Raw genomic sequence first — 18,279 nt, 5'->3', positions numbered from 1 at the left:
CCTTCGGGAACCGGTCGGTCATCGGTCGGTTAGCTTACTGTAATTCTCACACTCCGTGTTCCCTTCGCCCAGGCATGGCCGCCTTTCGGGGACGGGTGTGCCTGTAATGTGGAGAACACGATGTTGCGAGTCATCGCGAGCCTGGCCCTGGTGGCGGCTCTGGTCCTGGGCGCCTGGTGGTGGCGGCAGGAGGGGCTGGAGCCGGCGGCGGCGCAGCGGCCGCCCACCGTGGTCAACGTGGCGCCGGCCATCACCCGGCCACTGGCCAACCGGCTGGACGTGGTGGGCAACGCCCGGGCCAGCCGCGCCGTCACCCTGCTTACCGAGGTGGATGGCCGCGTCAAGGACCTGCATTTCCAGGAAGGGCAGAGTGTCGCCGCCGGTGATTTGCTGGTTTCCCTGGATGACCGTCAGGCGCGAGCCGATCTGGGCCGGGCACGGGCGGAGTATCAGCGCGCCCTGTCCGACTATCAACGGGCGGCGCGGCTGGCCGGCAGCCGCTCCATCTCCGAAGCGGAGGTGGATACCTTGAAAACCACCCTGGAAGCGGCCAAGGCGGATCAGGCCGCCAGCATGGCGGCCCTGGACGATCATCGTATCCGCGCGCCGTTCGATGGCGTGGTGGGCCTGCGCCAGGTGGACCCCGGCGCCTACCTTCAGGTGGGCGATCCGATCGCCAATCTGGACAGCATCCTGACCCTGGACGTGCATTTCCAGGTCCCGGAGCGTTACCTGGCCCACCTGCACGCGGGCCTGCCCGTGGACATCACCAGCGACGCCTATCCGGGCAAGACCTTCCACGGCAAGGTGGCGCTGCTCGATACCCGGGTGGATACCGCCAGCCGCGGCCTGCCGGTGAAGGCGGTGCTCGACAATAGCGAGACCTTGCTGCGGCCCGGCCAGTTCCTGCAGGTGTCGGTGTTGCTGGAGGAGCATGCCGCGGTGCTGGTGCCGGAACAGGCGGTGATCACCCAGGGCGCGCAAAGCTATGTGTTCACCGTCAGTGACACCCAGCGCGCCGAGCGCCGGGCGGTGAGCCTGGGCGGGCGCCGTGATGGCTGGGTGGAAATCACCGCCGGCCTGCGTGATCACGAGCCGGTGATCGTCAACGGCCACAGCCGCTTGGGCGGTGGAGCGCCGGTGAAGGTGGTGGAGGACCAGGGCGCCTTGTTGCCCGCGCAGCGCGCCTTGCTGGAGGAAGCGGCCTGATGGTTCTGAGCGACGTCTCGGTCAAACGGCCGGTCTTCGCGACCGTGATCAGCCTGCTGATCGTGGTGTTCGGCGTCAGCGCCCTGTTGAAACTGCCGGTGCGTGAGTACCCGGATATCGACCCGCCCCAGGTCACCGTGGAGGTCAGCTACGACGGCGCTGCTCCGGAAGTGATCGACACCCAGATCATTCAGGTGGTGGAAGGCGCCATCGCTGGCGTGGAAGGGGTGCACCGCATCGAGTCGCGGTCGCGGCTGGGTTCGGCGCGTACCTCGGTGGAATTCAATCTCGACCGCGATCTCGACATCGCCGCCAATGACGTACGCGACGCGGTATCCCGGGTGCTCAATCAATTGCCCGAGGACGCCGACGCGCCGGTGATCGCCAAGGCCGATTCCGACGCCCGGCCGATCATCTGGGTGACCTTGAGCAGTGACACCCTGGCTCCCCAGGAGCTCACCGATTTCGCCGAGCGCAATCTGGTGGACCGCTTCGCGGTGCTTGATGGCGTGTCCGAGGTCATGATCGGTGGTGAACGCCGCTACGCCATGCGCGTCTGGCTGGATCGCCAGCGCATGGCCGCCAATAACATCGCCGTCAACGACATCGCCGGTGCCCTGCGCGCCAACAACGTGGAACTGCCCGCCGGACGGCTGGAATCCGACAGCCGCAGCTTCACGGTGCGCGCCGATAACCGGCTGGCCACGGTGGAGGCGTTCCGCGATCTGGTGCTGCGTCGGCAGGGCGATTACCTGCTGCGCCTGGGGGACGTGGCACGGGTCACCCTGGGCGTGGAAAACGACGACACCATGTTGCGCGCCAATGGCAAGCAGGCCATCGGCCTGGGCGTCATCCGCCAGTCCAAGGCCAACACCGTGGCGGTGTCCGATCAGGTGCGCGCGGAAATCCGCCGTCTGAGTGACAACCTGCCGGCGGACATCAGCCTGGACATCAATCACGACGAATCCCTGTTCATTCGTGCTTCGATCCGCGAGGTGCTGATCACCCTGGCCCTGTCCATGGCTCTGGTGGTGGCGGTGATCTTCGTGTTCCTGGGCAGTCTGCGCGCCACCCTGATCCCGGCGGTGACGATTCCCGTGTCGGTGATCGGGGCTTTCATGGGCCTTGGTGCTCTGGGTTTTTCCATCAACGTGCTCACGCTGCTGGCGCTGATTCTGGCCATCGGCCTGGTGGTGGACGACGCCATCGTCATGCTGGAGAACATCCAGCGTCGCATCGACGAAGGCGAATCGCGGCTGGTGGCGGCCTTTCTGGGCGCCCGTCAGGTAGCGTTCGCGGTGGTCGCCACCACCCTGACGCTGGTGGCGGTGTTCGTGCCGATCTCCTTCATGGGGGGCGACGTGGGCCGGCTGTTCGGCGAGTTCGGTTTCACCCTGGCGGCGGCGGTGATCATCTCCAGCGTGGTGGCGTTGAGTCTGGCGCCCATGCTGTGTTCCCGCTGGCTCCATCCCCACCCCAAGGAGGAAGCCCGCAAACACCGGCTCGAGCGCGCCTTGGGCGGCCTCAATCAAGTCTACGCGCGGGCTCTGGCCGGCGCTCTCGGTCGTCCCTGGCCGGTGGTGGGGTTGTCGGTGTTGATCTGCGTGCTGGCCGGTCTGGTCTACAACGGTATTCCCCGAGAGCTATCGCCCACCGAGGATCGGGGCGTGTTCATCGTACCGGCCACCGCGCCCCAAGGCGCCACGGCGGAATACACCGCCTGGCATCTGCAACGGGTGGAGGGCCTGCTGGCGCCGCTTTTGGAGGAGGGTGGCGAGGGGCAGCGCACGCTCTCCATCGTCGGTTTCCGTGGCCAGCCAGAGCGCGCCTTCATGATCGCCCGTCTGAAACCCTGGGAGCAGCGTGAGCGCAGCCAACAGGAAATCGTTAATGCTCTGCGCGGCCCGTTGAGCGAGGTGGCCGGCCTGCGGGCCTTCGCCATCAACCCGCCCGGCCTGGGACAAAGCGGTTTCAATCAGGATCTGGAAGTGGTGATCGCGGGCCCCGACTATGACTCGGTGAAACGCTGGAGCAACGCCATGATGGACGCCATGGCGGCGAACCCGAATCTGCTCAGCATCGACACTGACTACGAGGAAACCCAGCCGCAACTGGACGTGGTGCTCGACCGGGCCAGGGCGGCGGACTTCGGGCTTTCCGCCACCGACGTGGGCCAGACCCTGCAGGCCATGTTCGCGACCCTGCAGGTATCCACCTATGTGGACCGGGGTCGCGAATACGACGTATTGCTGGAGGCCGGGGATGCCGATGCCCGGGAGCCGGAAGACATCAATCCGATCTACATTCGCACCGAGGCGGGCGCCCTGGTGCCCCTGTCCAGCGTGGTGGAACTCAACACCCTGGGTGCCGCTCCGGAACTGCGCCGGGTCGATCGGCTGCCGGCCATTACCCTGTCCGCCAATCTGGGCCCCGGCTACGATATGGGCCGCGCCATCGATTTCATCGAGACCACGGTGGACGATATTCTGCCCCTGGAAGCGCGCCTCGGTTACAAGGGCACGGCGGAGGAATTCACCGAGGCGTCCTCGGCGATCCTGGTCACCTTCGCCCTCGCTCTGGTGATCGTTTTCCTGGTGCTGGCGGCCCAGTTCGAAAGCTGGATCCATCCTCTGATCATTCTGCTCACCGTGCCGTTGGCCATCGCCGGCGCCCTGCTGGCGTTGTGGGCCTCCGGCAACAGCCTCAATATTTACAGTCAGATCGGCATGATCATGCTGCTCGGGCTGATGGCCAAGAATGGCATCCTGATCGTGGAATTCGCCAACCAGCTTCGTGATCAGGGCTATTCGGTGCGTGATGCCGTCTATCAAGGGGCGATCATCCGCTTCCGCCCGGTGTTGATGACCGGGGTATCCACCATCTTCGGCGCCATCCCACTGGTGTTCGCCAGCGGCGCCGGCGCTGAGAGCCGGTTTACCATCGGCGTGGTGATTCTCGGCGGTCTGCTGTTCGCCACCGTGCTCACCCTGTTCATCATTCCGGTGTTGTATGTGTGGCTGGCCGGTTACACCGGGGCCGCCGATGCCGTGAAGCAGCAACTCGAGAAGGAAATGAACGGCGACGGGGCGTCCCATGGAGTATGAGCTGGTCCGCTCCCGCCGGCGTAGCCTGGAGGTCCGGGTGTTTCCCGACGGTCATGTTCAGGTGCGTGCCCCGCAACGGCTGGCTTTGCGCCATGTGCGGGCCTTCGTCGATGAGCGTCGCGGCTGGATCGAGAAACAGCAACGGCACATGGCCGAGCGGCCCCGCCAGCGCTGGCGCCATGGGGATCACTGTGCCCATCTGGGCGATACCCTGAGCCTGGAACTGGCGGCGGGCCGTCGGCGAGTAGCGCGCCATCACAACCACCTGCGGGTCACGGTGCCGGACCCCGACGATGAACGGCAGGTCAGTGATGCCGTTCACGAGTGGTGGCGCGCCCAGGCGCGCCCCTTGTTCCAGGCGCGCATCGAGGCCCTGTTCCCCTGGTTCGCCGCTCGCGGGCACGACTTCCCGGTGCTGAGGGTGAAGAAGATGCGCACCCGTTGGGGGTCTTTATCCCAGCGTGGCTACATCAATCTCAGCCTGCTGCTGATGCAGTACCCCCTGGCGGTGATCGACTACGTGGTGATGCACGAGCTTTGCCACCTGGAGCACATGAATCACGGGCCCGACTTTCACGCCCTGATGGACCGGCGCATGCCCGATTGGCGTCGCCGCAAGATGCTGCTGGAAGGCTGAGGAAGCCATCCGGTGCCGGCCTGGAAGCCGGACACAAAAAACCCCGCGCCAGGCGGGGTTTTTTGTAGCAAGGGCGGGCCCTTACTCTGCGACGACGTTCGCAGCCTGCGGACCTTTCGGACCTTGCTGGATGTCGAAGCTTACTTTCTGGCCTTCAGCCAGGGTCCGGAAGCCGGAGCCGCTGATCGCACTGAAGTGAACGAAAACGTCCGCGCCACCGTCATCCTGGGAGATGAAACCAAAACCCTTGGACTCGTTGAACCATTTAACGGTACCAGTAGCCATTTGAATCTATACCTCAAAACTTTTCATAGGGTGATGCTTGCAAACCAGGAAGGGGGTGTTCGGAGACTTCTAGTGCTTCACGCGGGGAAGGCCACTACCAAAACCAGCCACTGCCACAATCTGCAGCATTTTGACTTTACTACCCTTTTTCACACCGCACCAACTATTTTTTTGTAACCCGCTGGTGACCGCTGAAACCGCCGGCTAGCGCAGGCCGGCGGCGATCTCCAGCTCGTGGATGGACTGCTCAAGATAGTCCAGCAGGCGCTGCATCGAGGGCAGGGTACGGCGGCAGGCGATCAGACCGAACTCGATCTGGTCGCGGTAACTGGTCAGGGTCATGTTGAGAGCGATGCGGTCCAGCACCACCGACACCGGGTACTGCCCCTGAAGCTGAGCACCGTTCCAGTACAGCGGCTCCCGTGGGCCGGGCACGTTGGAGATGATCACGTTGAAGGCACGCCATTTGGGCGCCAGGCCGGTGAGCAGGTTGAGCCCGGTGGGCGCCATGCTCAGGGCGGTGAAGTTGAGGATCTCCTCGGGGCTCATCTGCGCGAAACGCTGCTTGGCCTCCTTCACCGAGGCTTGCACCACCCGCAGCCGGTTGGCCGGGTCGCAAATATGCGTGCCCAGGTTCGCCAGGATCATGGCGATCTGGTTGCCGCCGGCGCTGTCGTCCTTGCGCAGGGACATCGGCACCATGGCGATCAGCGGCGCGTTCGGCAGAGCATTCTGGCTGATCAGATATTCGCGCAGGGCATGGCCGCACATGCTCAACACCACGTCGTTGAGCGTGCAATTGAAGGCGCCGGCCAGTTTCTTCAGGCGCGGCAGGGAATAGCTCTGCGCGGCGAACCGCCGGGAACCGGTAATGCACTGGTTGAGGATGGTGTCCGGGGCCTGGAAGATGGAAACGAAGTTGGGGTCGTCCTTGGCTTTCTGGGTGACCCGGTAGATTTCCCGCGCCAGCGCCGGCACGGTGGCGATCTGACGGCTGGCGCCGGCGGTGAGCCGGGCCAGGCTGCTGACCGCGTCCACCGGGCTGCCCAGCCCGCGCGCCCGCTTCTTGGGTTTGTAGGCCCACACCGGAGGCAGATCCCGCTCCTCCGGGTCCGGCGACAGGGCACGCATGCCCATGCGCATGGCCGAGATGCCGTCCACCATGGAATGATGCACCTTGGTGTAGAGTGCGAACTGACGGCCACGGATGCCCTCGATCAGGTGCGCCTCCCAAAGGGGGCGCTCCCGGTCCAGCAGATTGGAATGCTCCGCCGACACCAGCGACAGCAGTTCCCGGATGCGACCGGGCTTGGGCAGCGCCTCGTGACGGAAATGGTGGTCGATATCGAACTGCTGGTCCTCGTCCCAGTGCCACTGGCCCATTCGGCGGCGCAGGCGCTGGTTGAACGGAGGTTCCGGGTGGCAGTAGTCGCGAATCGACTGCGCCAGCTCGCTGACGTACTTGGGGCCGGCGCCCTCGGGAAAGGAAAAAAGTTGCAGGCCGGCCACGTGCATGGGTTGCTGTCGTTTTTCCAGATACAGAAACAGCTGATCCACCGGACTCAGAGTCTTCATGCCATCCTCGTTTGTTATTGCCGTCCCGCTCGGGAACAGGACGCGCTATCTCCTTGGCGTTCCGGGCCATCTTAGCAGAGCGGCCACGGTCCTGAATGTGCTTTCCGGTAATCGCGGCGCGGCCCTGGAGCCGACCGGGATGTGCTCCGGTTCGCGTAATGGACACTTGCAAAAAGGCTGCCATTCCGATGCAACGGTTCGGTCACGGGGACTTGCCACGGTGCTTCGATCACCGTTTGCGGAGAGGGTCATGCGAATCACCATCATGGCGCTGGCGGGGCTGGGGCTGGCCAGCGCCGCTCAGGCCAATATTCTGATCAGCGAGTACGTGGAAGGCGGCGGCTACAACAAGGCCATCGAGCTGCACAACGCCGGTGAGGTCAGTGAAAGCCTCGACGGCTACACCCTGGAGCTTTACAGCAACGGCGGCACCGAGCCGGGTGCCACTCTGGCCCTGGACGGCCGGGAACTGGCCGCCGACGAGGTTCTGGTGATCGTCTCCAACCAGGCCGGGGGTGAGCTCGCCGGGCTGGCGGATTTGAGCAGCGCCGCGATCAATCACAACGGCGACGACGCCTACGTCCTGCGCGACACCGGCGGCGTGGTGGACAGCTTCGGCCGGGTCGGAGAGGACCCGGGCGACGCCTGGACCGGCGGCGGGCTGAGCACCCGGGACCGGACCCTGCGTCGCAAGGACAACATCACCACCGGCGATACCGTGATCGACGACGCCTTTGATCCGTCGGCGCAGTGGCAGGGCTATCCGGTGGACACCCTGGGCGGCCTCGGCGCCCCTGGCGCCGGCAGCGTGGAGGGCGATGGCGAGCCGGTTCCCCTGGGCGCCTGCGGCGAGCCGGTGACCCGCGTCGCCGCCATTCAGGGCAAGGGCGACGCCTCGCCGCTGGCCGGCGAGGGACACGTGATCGAGGCGGTGGTCACCGCCGTGTACCCGGCCTTCGACGGCTTCTATGTGATGGAAACCGAGGCCCACCGGGATGACGACCCCGCCACCTCCGAAGGGTTGTTCGTCTATCAGCCGGAGGCGGACGTGGTCGCCGGCGACCGGGTGCGGGTGAGCGGGACCGTCGACGAGTACTACGGCCTTACCCAGATCAGCGCCGACCACCGGGCCGTCTGCGAGCAGGGCCTGGCCGTGTCGCCGGTGGCGCTGACCCTGCCGTTCGACGACCCGGCCGACCGGGAGGCCCTGGAAGGCATGCTGGTGACCGTGGAGCAGCCGCTCACCGTGAGCGACAATTACCAGTTGGCCCGCTACGGCAGCATGACCCTGAGCAACGGGCGCCTGTTCAATCCCACCAACGTGGCCGAACCCGGCGCGGCGGCCCGGGCGGTGAAGGACGCCAACGAACGCAACCAGGTGCTACTGGACGATGCCTCCAACGAGCAGAACCCGGTCACCGTGATCTACCCGGCCGGCGGTCTGGCGGCGGACAACACGGTGCGCGCCGGCTACCGCACCCGGCCGTTCCAGGCGGTGTTCACCTACGGCTTCGACGAGTGGCGTCTGCAGCCGGTGGGTGAAGTGGCGTTCGACACCGCCGCCAACCCCCGCGCCCCGGCCCCGGACCGGGCCGCCGGCAGCGACCTGCGGGTGGCCGCCTTCAACGTGCTCAACTACTTCAATGGCGACGGCCAGGGTGGCGGGTTTCCCACCGAGCGCGGTGCCCGCGACGCAGAGGAACTGGTCCGGCAGCAGGCCAAGCTGGTGGCCGCGCTTAAGGACATCGACGCCGACGTGGTGGGGCTCATGGAGGTGGAGAACGACGGCTATGGCCCGGATTCCGCTCTGGCGCGGCTCACCGCCGCCCTGGGCCCGTCCTGGCGCTACGTGGACCCGGGCCTCGAGCGCCTTGGCGGCGACGCCATCGCCGTGGCGCTGATCTACCGCGGTGACGTCGTGGCCGAGGCCGGCACCGCCGCCACCACCGCCGTCGGTGCCTTCGGCAACGACACCAATCGCCAGCCCCTGGCGCAGACTTTCCGCCCGCTCAACGGCGGCGAGGCGGTCACCGTGGTGGTCAATCACTTCAAGTCCAAGGGCAGCTGCCCGGACGATGGCGAGAACGCGGAGCAGGGCGATCTGCAAGGCTGCTGGAACGCGGAGCGGGTGGCCGCCGCCGAGCAATTGCCGGGCTGGCTGGAGAGCGATCCCACCGGTGCCGACGAAGGCAACTGGCTGATCATCGGGGACCTGAACAGCTACGCCATGGAAGACCCGATCGCCGCCTTGCGCGACGCCGGTCTGGTGGATCTTATCCAGCGCTTCCAGGGCGACAATGCCTACAGCTACACCTACATGGGAGAGGCCGGCTATCTGGACCACGCGCTGGCCTCCGAAGCGCTCAACGAGAAGGTGCTGGCCGCCCACGAGTGGCACGCCAACGCCGACGAGCCGGTGGCGTTTTCCTACCGCCTGCCGGAGTACCAGAGCGACGACCAGCACCGGCTCTATTACGCCGCGAATGCCTGGCGTGCCTCCGATCACGATCCGGTGATCGTCGATCTGGCCCTGTCCGGCGCCGCCGGCGGCGAACCGGACCCGGAGGATGACGCCGGTGACGGTGGCGACAGTGACGGCGGAGGCCTCGGCTATGGCGTGTTGCTGATGCTGGCGGGCCTGGCGCGCCGCCATCACTGACCATTGCGCGGCGGCGGGGTACCCTTGGGCGCTGTCATGAATACCAAGGAGACGCCCATGCCGCCGCGCCGCTTTCAGGCTCTGTTGTTCGACCTCGACGGCACCCTGGTGGATACCCGCCTGGATTTCGCCGGCCTGCGCCGGGAGCTGGGTTTCCCCGATGGCATCGGCCTGCTTGAACATCTGGAGACCCTGCCGGAGGTGGAAGCCGCACGGGCCCGGGCGGTGATCGACCGTCACGAAATGGCCGGGGCCTCGGCGGCTACCTGGATCGACGGCGCCGAGGCGCTGCTGGCCGCGCTGCGCCGGCGTGGCGTGCCGACCGCCATCCTTACCCGCAACAGCCGCGCCGCCGTGGCCCGTACCGATCAGATGTTGGGGCTGCCGGTGGATCTGATCCTGACCCGGGAGGACTGCCCGCCCAAGCCGGACCCGGGCGGACTGCTGCGCATCGCCAGACGCCTCGGGCTGGCGCCGGCACGCACGCTGTACGTGGGGGATTTCGTCTACGATCTGCAGGCGGCGCGAAACGCCGGCATGGCGGCCGGTTTGCTGCTCAACGATGGTAATGGGCATTTCGCCGATCAGGCCGACCTGGTGGTCGGCCATCTCGGTGAACTGCTGGACTGGCTGGAATAGCCGGGCACGGTTACTCGTAGTCGAACGAGAAATGCTCCGGCGCCAGTTGCATGGTGCTCTTGGTGGGTTTGAGGGCGCCGTCGGCGTGGCCCTTGGCGGCCGGCAGCATGCGCTCGAAGAAGAATTCCGCGGTGGCCAGCTTGGCCTGGTAGAACTCCTTGGGCTCGTTGCCGCCATGGGCCAGTTTGTCGCGGGCGACCTTGGCCTGCAGCGCCCAGAAGTAGGCCATCATGGCGTAGCCGGAATACATCAGGAAATCGTGGCTGGCGGTGCCCACCATCTCACGGTCCTTGGCGGCGACCAGCATGATGCGGGTGGTCAGGTAGTTCCACTCGGCGGCGATTTTGAGCAGCTTCCAGGCGTAGGGGCGCAGCTCGCCGTCGGTGAGGTGCTTGCGACCGAAATCGAGCAGCTTCTTGGAGAAATCGCGCACGCATTTGCCACGGCTGGACAGCAGTACCTTGCGGCCCAGCAGATCCAGGGCCTGGATGCCGGTGGTGCCTTCATAGAGCGTGGCGATGCGTGCGTCGCGCACGATCTGCTCCATGCCGTGTTCCTTGATGTAGCCGTGGCCGCCGAATACCTGCATGGCGTCGTTGGCCGCTTCCAGCCCTTTCTCGGTGAGGAAGCCCTTGAGGATCGGTGTCAGGAAGCCCAACTCGCTGTCCCAGCGGTCGTACTTGTCCTTGTCGTCCTCGAGGATGCCGGAAATCATGTTGTCGGCGTACTGGGCGGCGAAATAGATCATCGCCCGGCCACCTTCGGCGATGGCCTTCTGCTTGAGCAGCATGCGGCGCACGTCGCCATGGTGAATCAGGGCGTCGGCCACCGCGTCCGGGTCCTTCTTGCCGGACAGGGCGCGCATGGAACGGCGCTCCTTGGCATAGGGCAGGGAGCCCTGGTAGGCCAGTTCGGCGTGGGCGATGCCCTGGCAGGCGGTGCCGATGCGCGCCGAGTTCATGAAGGTGAACATGCATTCCAGGCCCTGGTTGGCCGGGCCGATCAGGAAACCGGTGGCCTGGTCGAAGTTCATCACGCAGGTGGCGGATGCCTTGATGCCCATTTTCTTTTCCAGGGAGCCGCACGCCACGCCGTTGTCCTCGCCGATCTTGCCGGGCAGGTACTTGGGCACGATGAACAGGGAAATGCCCTTGGTGCCCTTGGGCGCGTCCGGCAGGCGGGCCAGCACGATGTGCACGATGTTCTCGGTGAGATCGTGGTCGCCGGAAGAGATGAAGATCTTGGTGCCGGTGATTTTGTAGGAGCCGTCGTCCTGGGGCTCGGCCTTGGTCTTCACCTGGCCCAGGTCGGTGCCGCACTGGGGCTCGGTGAGGCACATGGTGCCCGCCCAGGTGCCCTCGGTGAGCCGGGTCAGATAAGTCTGTTTCTGCTCTTCGTCGCCGTGCAGCTGGATGGTGTTCATGGCGCCCAGGGACAGGCCCGGGTACATGGCGAACGACCAGTTGGCGGTGCCAAGCATCTCCTGCTTGAACAGGTTCAGCGACATGGGCAGCCCCTGGCCGCCGAACTCGGCGGGATGGGACAGGCCCTGCCAGCCCCCGGCCACGTACTCCTGATAGGCTTCCTTGTAGCCCTTGGGCGTGGTCACCACGCCGTCTTCCAGCTTACAGCCTTCCTCGTCGCCGCTCTGGTAGAGCGGCGCGATGGTGTTCTCGCACAGCCGCGCCAGTTCACCAAGGATCGCCTCCACCATGTCCGGGGTGGCGTCCTCGCCGTTGGGCAGGGTCTTGTAGTGACTCTCGAAGTCGAACACTTCGTTGATCAGGAAGCGCATATCGCGCAGGGGGGCCTTATAGGTCGGCATAACACACTCTCGTTCTGCGATTCCGGACGCGGGCGACCGGCCCGCTTGACATTGCCGAGCATATTAGCGAACGAGCGTTGACTGACATTGACGGTCAAGCGGAGGCCGCCGGCTTTACGGTGAATCAGCGTTTCGTGAATACCCGAGAACACATGTACACATTAAGGGGCGGTCAATCACCCTTGCCCTTCCAGCCGTACATAGACGTGGACACCCCGGTCCGTTTCGCCACCTGGTCCCAGACCCGCCGGGGCAGAATGCCCTTGAGCAGCTCCACGGAGCGCGCCATGGGCGGCTCGATCACGAATGGCTCGCCCTTGGCGACGCCGCGCAGGATGCTGTCCGCCACCCCGCTGGGGGTAAGCATGGGCGAGAACAGCGGCGTCTTGACGCCCTTGAACATGCCGGTGGAAATGTAGCTGGGGCACACCGTGGTCACCTTGAGCCGGTGCTGATCCCGTTCCGCCAGTTCCAGACGCAAGGATTCGGAAAAGCCCACCACGGCCCACTTGCTGGCCGCGTAGGTGCTGCCATAGGGCAGGCCGATGAACGCCGAGGCGCTGGCGATGTTCACCAGGTGGGCGCGGTCGGCGGCCAGCAGGTCTTCCATGAAGGCGTGGGTGCAGGCCATCAGCCCCTCGGCGTTGACCTTGAAGGTGTCCAGGTGCTTTTGCAGCGGCACCTGCTCGAATTCGCCGCCGTGCACCACCCCGGCGTTGTTCACCAGAATACTCACCGGCCCGCGCTCTTCGTGGAGCTGGTCGCGGAATTTGGCGATCGAGGCGATCTTGCTCACATCCAGGGTATAGGCATGGGCGTTGCCGCCGGCGTTGGTGATGTGGTCCACCACCTCCCGGGCGGCGGCGATGCGCCGCGCGGTGACGATCACCTCGGCGCCCCGGGCGGCGAATTTCTCGGCCATCATCCGACCGATGCCCGCGCCGGCGCCGGTGATCAGAACACGGTGGTTGTCGAAACGGGGCATGGGCTCGCTTCCTGCGGTTGCAAATGAGCCCCTAGCATACAGGCCCGGAGGGGCGGACCGAATTGGCGCGAGAGGCTCCCTATTTCGGCAGCTTGATCCCGACCAGAATCGCGCGGCCCTTTTCCACCGTGCGCGCGCGCAATTTCAGCCCGCTCAGCCGGATGGTGTCGCCCACCACCACCTGCTGGCCGAAGTGACGCTCGAACAGGGCTTCCACGGTCAGCCCTTCCAGGGCCGGGTCCGCCTCTTCCATGCCGTACACCGCCACCAACTGGTCCACGGGGACGCTACCGCGCAGGAAGAACTCGCCGTAGTAGCGTTTTTCGTCCTTGGACAGGCGGTGACACATGTCCGAGAGGTAATCCTTCTCCGCCAGGGGCGCCAGCCAGGTGACCAGGTCGCCGGCCTGGATCACCGGGTCCTCGGCCAGGTTGCGGAATTCCTGGTTGCGGATGATCAGTAGCGGCGTGATACGCGGCGTGGTGATCGCGCCCAGGCGCTGGCCCTCCGCCTTGGCGCCGGCATCCACCTCGAACTGCATGACGTAGCGATCGCCGGAGGCCGCCAGGGGCACCATCTGTTTCGGCGGGGTGGTGGTCGGCACCGACACCTTCAGGCGGCGCGCCATCCAGCGCAGGCTGCCACCCTGGGTGAGCAGGGAAATCAGTACCACCACCAGGGTGATGTCGAACAGCAATCGGGTCTGGCTGACTCCGGCCAGCAACGGGAACACCGCGAGCACGATGGGCACCGCGCCACGCAGCCCGGTCCAGGCGATGAACAGCTCCTCGCGCCAGGTGAAACGGAACGGCAGCAGGCTGGCCCAGACCGCGATGGGACGCGCCACCAGCATCAGGAACACCGCCACCAGCAGGGCATCCACCAGGCTTTTGCCCAGCTCCGACGGGGTGACCAGCAGCCCCAGCATCAGGAACATGCCGGACTGCGCCAGCCAGGCCATGGAATCCATGGAGCGCAGCACGTTGTCGCCGGTGCCGCCGCGCCGGTTGCCGGCCACCAGGCCGGCCAGGTAAATGGCCAGGAAGCCGCTGCCGCCGGCCAGGTTGGTGGTGGCGAACACCATGGCGCCGCCACTGCACAGCAGCAGGGCATGGAGCCCTTCGTTACTGCGCACCCGCAGCAGAATCTCGCTGAGCAGGGCGCCCAGGGTCAGGCCCATGAGCACGCCCAAGCCGAACTGCTGCACCAGGGTGATCAGCATCTGCCAGCCGAAGCCGACCTCCGGGTTCACCAGCACACCCACCAGCATCAGGGTGATGAAGATCGCCATCGGGTCGTTGAGGCCGGACTCGATCTCCAGGGTGCTGGCGACCCGCTCATTGAGCGTGACGCCGGCGCCCTTGACCACATTGAACACCGCCGCCGCGTCGGTGGAGCCGATGATGCCGCCGAGCAGCAGGCCCAGGCGCCAGTCCACGCCGATCAGCCAGGTGGCGAAGGCGCCCACCAGACCGGCGGACAGGGCCACCCCCAGGGTGGCCAGGCTCAACGCCGGCTTCAGGCCCAGACGGAAGGTGCTCAAGCGGGTACGCAGGCCGCCGTCCAGCAGGATCACCGCCAACGCGATGTTGCTGACCACATAGGCCAGGGAAAAATCATCGAACTGAATACCACCCAGTCCATCCTCGCCGGCGACCATGCCCACCACCAGGAACACCAGCAGCGAGGGTACGCCGAAACGGGCGCTCAGCGTGCCCAGCAACAGGCCGATGAACATCAGACCGGTGCCGACGAGGAGAAAGACGTTCAGTGATTCCAAATGCACTCCCGGAATATCAGGCAGAGAAAAGACCGCTTTCTATTATATAGGAAGACGGCCCGGCTCTCAGTGACACGCTACCGGTTCGTGGCGACACGGTTCCTGAAGGCGCGGCAAAGGGCGTCAGGAGCGGCCTCAGCCGCGATCATCGCCGCCGGTTATCGCGGCTGAAGCCGCTCCTGCCGCGATGAGCCTTTAAATTAGGCGTGTTCGGATTATACTAGCGCGCCCGATCTGATCATATTTTAAACGCGCGCCCGGCGTGCGGAGAGAGCATCCCCATGGAATACCCCCATCGATTCGGCGTCATCGTGATTGGCGGCGGCCATGCCGGCACCGAGGCGGCCCTGGCGGCGGCCCGCATGGGCGTGGACACGGTGCTGCTCACCCACAACATCGAGACGCTCGGGCAGATGAGCTGCAACCCGGCCATCGGTGGCATCGGCAAGAGCCACCTGGTGCGCGAGATCGACGCCCTGGGCGGCGCCATGGCCCGCGCCACCGACCGGGGCGGCATCCAGTTCCGGGTGCTCAACGCCCGCAAGGGGCCGGCGGTGCGCGCCACCCGCGCCCAGGCCGACCGGGTGCGCTACAAGGCGGCGATCCGGGGCATCCTGGAAAACCAGCCCCACCTGACCCTGTTCCAGCAGGCGGTGGATGATCTGATCGTGGAAAACGGTCGCTGCGTGGGCGCGGTCACCAATATGGGGCTGCGTTTCCGCGCCGACGCCGTGGTGCTCACCGCCGGCACCTTCCTGGGCGGCGTCATCCACGTGGGGCTGGACAACCACCAGGGCGGCCGCGCCGGGGATCAGCCCTCCAACGCCCTGGCCCGGCGCCTGCGCGAGCTGCCGTTCCGGGTTGACCGCCTGAAGACCGGCACGCCGCCGCGCATCGACGGCAAGACCGTGGATTTCTCGGTAATGGAACAGCAGTGGGGCGATGACCCGCTGCCGGTAATGAGCTACCTGGGTCGGGTGGAGGAGCACCCCCGCCAGACCTGCTGCTTTATTACCCACACCAATGAGCGTACCCACGACATCATCCGCGCCGGCTTTGACCGCAGCCCCATGTTCACCGGCGTTATCGAAGGCACGGGGCCCCGTTATTGCCCGTCCATCGAGGATAAGGTCAACCGCTACCCGGAAAAGACCAGCCACCAGATCTTCGTCGAGCCGGAAGGGCTCGATACCCACGAACTGTACCCCAACGGTATTTCCACCAGTTTGCCGTTCGATGTGCAGATGGAGGCGGTGCGCTCCATCCGTGGCTTCGAGAACGCCCACATCACCCGGCCCGGCTACGCCATCGAGTACGACTACTTCAACCCCCAGGACCTCAAGCACAGCCTGGAGACCAAGCACATGCCCGGGCTGTTCTTCGCCGGCCAGATCAACGGCACCACCGGCTACGAGGAAGCCGGCGCCCAGGGGTTGCTGGCGGGCCTGAACGCGGCGCGCCTGAGCCAGGAACAGGACGCCTGGACGCCGCGCCGGGACGAGGCCTACATCGGCGTGCTGGTGGATGATCTGATCACCATGGGCACCCGCGAACCCTACCGGATGTTCACCAGCCGGGCGGAATACCGCCTGCTGCTACGCGAGGACAACGCCGATCTGCGCCTCACCGAACGGGGCCGTGAGCTGGGTCTGGTGGACGATGAGCGCTGGGCCGCCTATTGCGCCAAGCGTGAGGGCATGGAACAGGAGCAGGCGCGTCTCAAGGCGACCTGGGTGCGTCCCGGCACTCCGGAGGCGGAGCGCGTCAACATCCTGCTCGACAAGCCGTTGCCCCATGAATACAACCTCATGGAGCTGCTCAAGCGCCCGGAACTGACCTATCGACCGTTGGCCGAGGCCGCCGGTCTGGTGCCGGCCGCCGACGCGGTGATCGAACAGGTGGAGATCGTCGCCAAATACGCCGGCTATATCGACCGCCAGGAAGCGGAGATCGCCAGGTTGCGCGCCGCCGAGGATCAGCCGCTGCCGGAGGGTTTCGACTACGCGTCGGTCAAGGGCCTGTCCAATGAGGTCAAGCAGAAGCTCACCGAGGTGCGCCCGGCCACCATCGGCCAGGCGGGCAGGATTCCCGGCGTTACCCCGGCGGCGATTTCCCTGTTGCTGATCTTCCTCAAGAAGCACCAGCACCAGACGGCCCGCCAGGCATGAGTGACCGGGACCGCCTGGCCGGCGGCCTGAGTGAACTGGAACTGGCGCTGAACGAGGACCAGGTGACGGCGCTGCTTGCCTACCGGGACCTGCTGGTGAAATGGAACCGTGCCTTCAATCTCACCGCGGTGCGTGACCCGGGCGAGATGATCGCCCGGCATCTGCTCGATTCCCTGGCGGTGCTGCCTCACCTGGGCGACGGTGACACTCTGGATGTGGGCACCGGCGCCGGCCTGCCCGGCATCCCCCTGGCCATCGCCCGCCCGGAGCAGGCCTTCACGCTGCTCGACGGCAATGGCAAGAAGGCGCGTTTCGTGCGCCAGGCCCGGCGTGAGCTGGGCCTGGACAACGTGGAGGTTGTGCACGCCCGCGTGGAACAGTACCGTAAGGCTCCATCACAGATTATCAGCCGCGCCTTCGCCGCCCTGTCCGATATGCTGGCGGTCACGGGGCCCCTGATCGCGCCGGAAACCCGCGTTCTGGCCATGAAGGCGACCGCCGTGGAGCGCGAACTGGCCGAGCTGCCGGTCGGCTGGACCGCGCGCGTGGAACCCCTGGCCGTGCCGGGGCTGGCGGAAACCCGCGTGCTGGTGATCATAAGGAGACCGCAGTGACCACCGTTTTTGCCATTGCCAACCAGAAAGGCGGAGTGGGCAAGACCACCAGCAGCGTCAACCTGGCCGCCTCCCTGGCGGCCACGCGCAAAAAGGTGCTGCTGGTGGACATCGACCCCCAGGGCAACGCCACCAGTGGCGCCGGCGTGGACAAGTACGAGCCGGAATACACCGTCCATGAGGTGCTGATGGGCGACGTGGACGTGGAGCAGGCGCTGGTGGGCACGCCGGAGGACTCCGGTTTCGACCTGATCGCCGCCAACGGCGATCTGACCGCCGCCGAAGTCCAGCTATTGGACATGAAAATGCGCGAGTTCCGCCTGCGCAACGCCCTGGCCAGAATCCGCGACGATTACGATTACATCATCATCGACTGCCCGCCTTCGCTGAACATGCTCACCGTCAACGCGCTCACCGCCGCGGACTCGGTGATCGTGCCGATCCAGTGCGAGTACTACGCGCTGGAGGGGCTCACCTCGCTGATGAACACCATCGAGAAAATCCGTTCGGTGCTGAACCCGAAGCTGCACATCGGCGGCCTGCTGCGCACCATGTACGACCCGCGCAACAGCCTGTCCAATGACGTTTCCAATCAGTTGATCAGCCATTTCGGCGACAAGGTCTACCGCACCATCATCCCGCGCAACGTGCGGCTGGCGGAGGCGCCCAGCCATGGCGCGCCGGTGATCACTTATGATCCCAAATCCCGCGGCGCGGTCAGCTATCTGGCGCTGGCCGGCGAGATTCTGCGTCGTGAACAGGCGATGCGGAAACCCCAGCAGGCATAAGCAAGAACCGA

General features: G+C 65.8%; 13 protein-coding genes. 8 read left to right on the top strand and 5 right to left on the bottom strand.

All coding sequences use genetic code 11. From position 1 onward, the window contains the following. Positions 1-120 precede the first annotated feature (120 nt). From JF515_RS11175 to JF515_RS11165, 3 genes are read left to right on the top strand one after another with little or no spacing between them, the layout of a single operon-like run. On the top strand, positions 121-1,209 hold the full coding sequence (locus JF515_RS11175; RefSeq protein WP_203104170.1) for an efflux RND transporter periplasmic adaptor subunit: 1,089 nt from the start codon (positions 121-123) through the stop codon (positions 1,207-1,209). Further along, entirely contained in the window at positions 1,209-4,313 is a 3,105-nt protein-coding gene (locus JF515_RS11170; protein WP_203104168.1) for an efflux RND transporter permease subunit, read from the top strand. Before JF515_RS11175 ends, JF515_RS11170 begins: the two co-directional genes overlap by 1 nt. Further along, positions 4,303-4,950 (top strand): M48 family metallopeptidase, encoded by a 648-nt coding sequence (locus tag JF515_RS11165; protein ID WP_203104166.1) that lies wholly within the window; start codon positions 4,303-4,305, stop codon positions 4,948-4,950. Before JF515_RS11170 ends, JF515_RS11165 begins: the two co-directional genes overlap by 11 nt. 81 nt (positions 4,951-5,031) lie before the next feature. Here the strand turns inward: JF515_RS11165 and cspE are convergent, their stop codons facing one another. Together cspE and JF515_RS11155 are read right to left on the bottom strand one after the other, a co-directional pair. Next, positions 5,032-5,235 carry a transcription antiterminator/RNA stability regulator CspE gene (gene cspE, locus JF515_RS11160; RefSeq protein ID WP_161382743.1) on the bottom strand — a complete coding sequence of 68 codons (204 nt, stop codon included), beginning with the start codon at positions 5,233-5,235 and terminating at the stop codon, positions 5,032-5,034. Between the two features lie 204 nt (positions 5,236-5,439). After that, the gene (locus JF515_RS11155; RefSeq protein WP_203104164.1) at positions 5,440-6,810 is read right to left on the bottom strand and encodes a WS/DGAT/MGAT family O-acyltransferase; all 1,371 of its coding nucleotides are present in this window, start codon (positions 6,808-6,810) and stop codon (positions 5,440-5,442) included. Positions 6,811-7,060: 250 nt separating this feature from the next. On the opposite strand from JF515_RS11155, the gene JF515_RS11150 reads away from it, so the two are divergent. Both JF515_RS11150 and JF515_RS11145 read left to right on the top strand, forming a co-directional pair. Then, positions 7,061-9,469: an ExeM/NucH family extracellular endonuclease gene (locus JF515_RS11150; RefSeq protein ID WP_203104161.1), complete on the top strand. Its 2,409-nt coding sequence runs from the start codon at positions 7,061-7,063 to the stop codon at positions 9,467-9,469. A gap of 36 nt (positions 9,470-9,505) precedes the next feature. Then, the gene (locus tag JF515_RS11145; RefSeq protein ID WP_238400968.1) at positions 9,506-10,108 is read left to right on the top strand and encodes an HAD family hydrolase; all 603 of its coding nucleotides are present in this window, start codon (positions 9,506-9,508) and stop codon (positions 10,106-10,108) included. A 10-nt stretch (positions 10,109-10,118) separates the two neighbouring features. Here JF515_RS11145 and JF515_RS11140 read toward each other — a convergent pair whose 3' ends face one another. The 3 genes from JF515_RS11140 to JF515_RS11130 all read right to left on the bottom strand — a co-directional run bounded on the left by JF515_RS11140 (position 10,119) and on the right by JF515_RS11130 (position 14,704). Then, positions 10,119-11,933 carry an acyl-CoA dehydrogenase C-terminal domain-containing protein gene (locus JF515_RS11140; protein WP_203104159.1) on the bottom strand — a complete coding sequence of 605 codons (1,815 nt, stop codon included), beginning with the start codon at positions 11,931-11,933 and terminating at the stop codon, positions 10,119-10,121. 172 nt (positions 11,934-12,105) lie between these two features. After that, on the bottom strand, positions 12,106-12,918 hold the full coding sequence (locus tag JF515_RS11135) for an SDR family NAD(P)-dependent oxidoreductase (protein WP_203104157.1): 813 nt from the start codon (positions 12,916-12,918) through the stop codon (positions 12,106-12,108). 79 nt (positions 12,919-12,997) lie between these two features. Further along, positions 12,998-14,704: a potassium/proton antiporter gene (locus JF515_RS11130; RefSeq protein ID WP_338015207.1), complete on the bottom strand. Its 1,707-nt coding sequence runs from the start codon at positions 14,702-14,704 to the stop codon at positions 12,998-13,000. A gap of 275 nt (positions 14,705-14,979) precedes the next feature. Between JF515_RS11130 and mnmG the strand changes: the two genes are divergently transcribed. From mnmG to JF515_RS11115, 3 genes are read left to right on the top strand one after another with little or no spacing between them, the layout of a single operon-like run. Next, positions 14,980-16,866, top strand: coding sequence for a tRNA uridine-5-carboxymethylaminomethyl(34) synthesis enzyme MnmG (gene mnmG / locus JF515_RS11125; protein WP_203104153.1), 1,887 nt, complete (start codon positions 14,980-14,982; stop codon positions 16,864-16,866). Then, positions 16,863-17,480, top strand: coding sequence for a 16S rRNA (guanine(527)-N(7))-methyltransferase RsmG (gene rsmG / locus JF515_RS11120; RefSeq protein ID WP_203104151.1), 618 nt, complete (start codon positions 16,863-16,865; stop codon positions 17,478-17,480). Before mnmG ends, rsmG begins: the two co-directional genes overlap by 4 nt. Then, positions 17,477-18,268, top strand: a complete 792-nt coding sequence (locus tag JF515_RS11115) for an AAA family ATPase (protein WP_203104150.1) — start codon at positions 17,477-17,479, stop codon at positions 18,266-18,268. Before rsmG ends, JF515_RS11115 begins: the two co-directional genes overlap by 4 nt. The last annotated feature ends 11 nt before the right edge of the window (positions 18,269-18,279 follow it).

The sequence above is a fragment of the Alloalcanivorax marinus genome, from assembly GCF_016785095.1.
GTDB classification, from domain to species: domain Bacteria; phylum Pseudomonadota; class Gammaproteobacteria; order Pseudomonadales; family Alcanivoracaceae; genus Alloalcanivorax; species Alloalcanivorax marinus_A.
This window is presented reverse-complemented; position numbering and strand designations above follow the sequence as displayed.

What these genes read in the sequence shown, in the direction of transcription:
- JF515_RS11175 (WP_203104170.1), top strand. Translation starts at nt 121, where the DNA reads ATGTTGCGAGTCATCGCGAGCCTGGCCCTGGTGGCGGCTCTGGTCCTG.
- cspE (WP_161382743.1), bottom strand. Translation starts at nt 5,235, where the DNA reads ATGGCTACTGGTACCGTTAAATGGTTCAACGAGTCCAAGGGTTTTGGT.
- rsmG (WP_203104151.1), top strand. Translation starts at nt 16,863, where the DNA reads ATGAGTGACCGGGACCGCCTGGCCGGCGGCCTGAGTGAACTGGAACTG.
- JF515_RS11145 (WP_238400968.1), top strand. Translation starts at nt 9,506, where the DNA reads ATGAATACCAAGGAGACGCCCATGCCGCCGCGCCGCTTTCAGGCTCTG.
- JF515_RS11150 (WP_203104161.1), top strand. Translation starts at nt 7,061, where the DNA reads ATGCGAATCACCATCATGGCGCTGGCGGGGCTGGGGCTGGCCAGCGCC.
- JF515_RS11155 (WP_203104164.1), bottom strand. Translation starts at nt 6,810, where the DNA reads ATGAAGACTCTGAGTCCGGTGGATCAGCTGTTTCTGTATCTGGAAAAA.
- JF515_RS11140 (WP_203104159.1), bottom strand. Translation starts at nt 11,933, where the DNA reads ATGCCGACCTATAAGGCCCCCCTGCGCGATATGCGCTTCCTGATCAAC.
- mnmG (WP_203104153.1), top strand. Translation starts at nt 14,980, where the DNA reads ATGGAATACCCCCATCGATTCGGCGTCATCGTGATTGGCGGCGGCCAT.
- JF515_RS11165 (WP_203104166.1), top strand. Translation starts at nt 4,303, where the DNA reads ATGGAGTATGAGCTGGTCCGCTCCCGCCGGCGTAGCCTGGAGGTCCGG.
- JF515_RS11135 (WP_203104157.1), bottom strand. Translation starts at nt 12,918, where the DNA reads ATGCCCCGTTTCGACAACCACCGTGTTCTGATCACCGGCGCCGGCGCG.
- JF515_RS11170 (WP_203104168.1), top strand. Translation starts at nt 1,209, where the DNA reads ATGGTTCTGAGCGACGTCTCGGTCAAACGGCCGGTCTTCGCGACCGTG.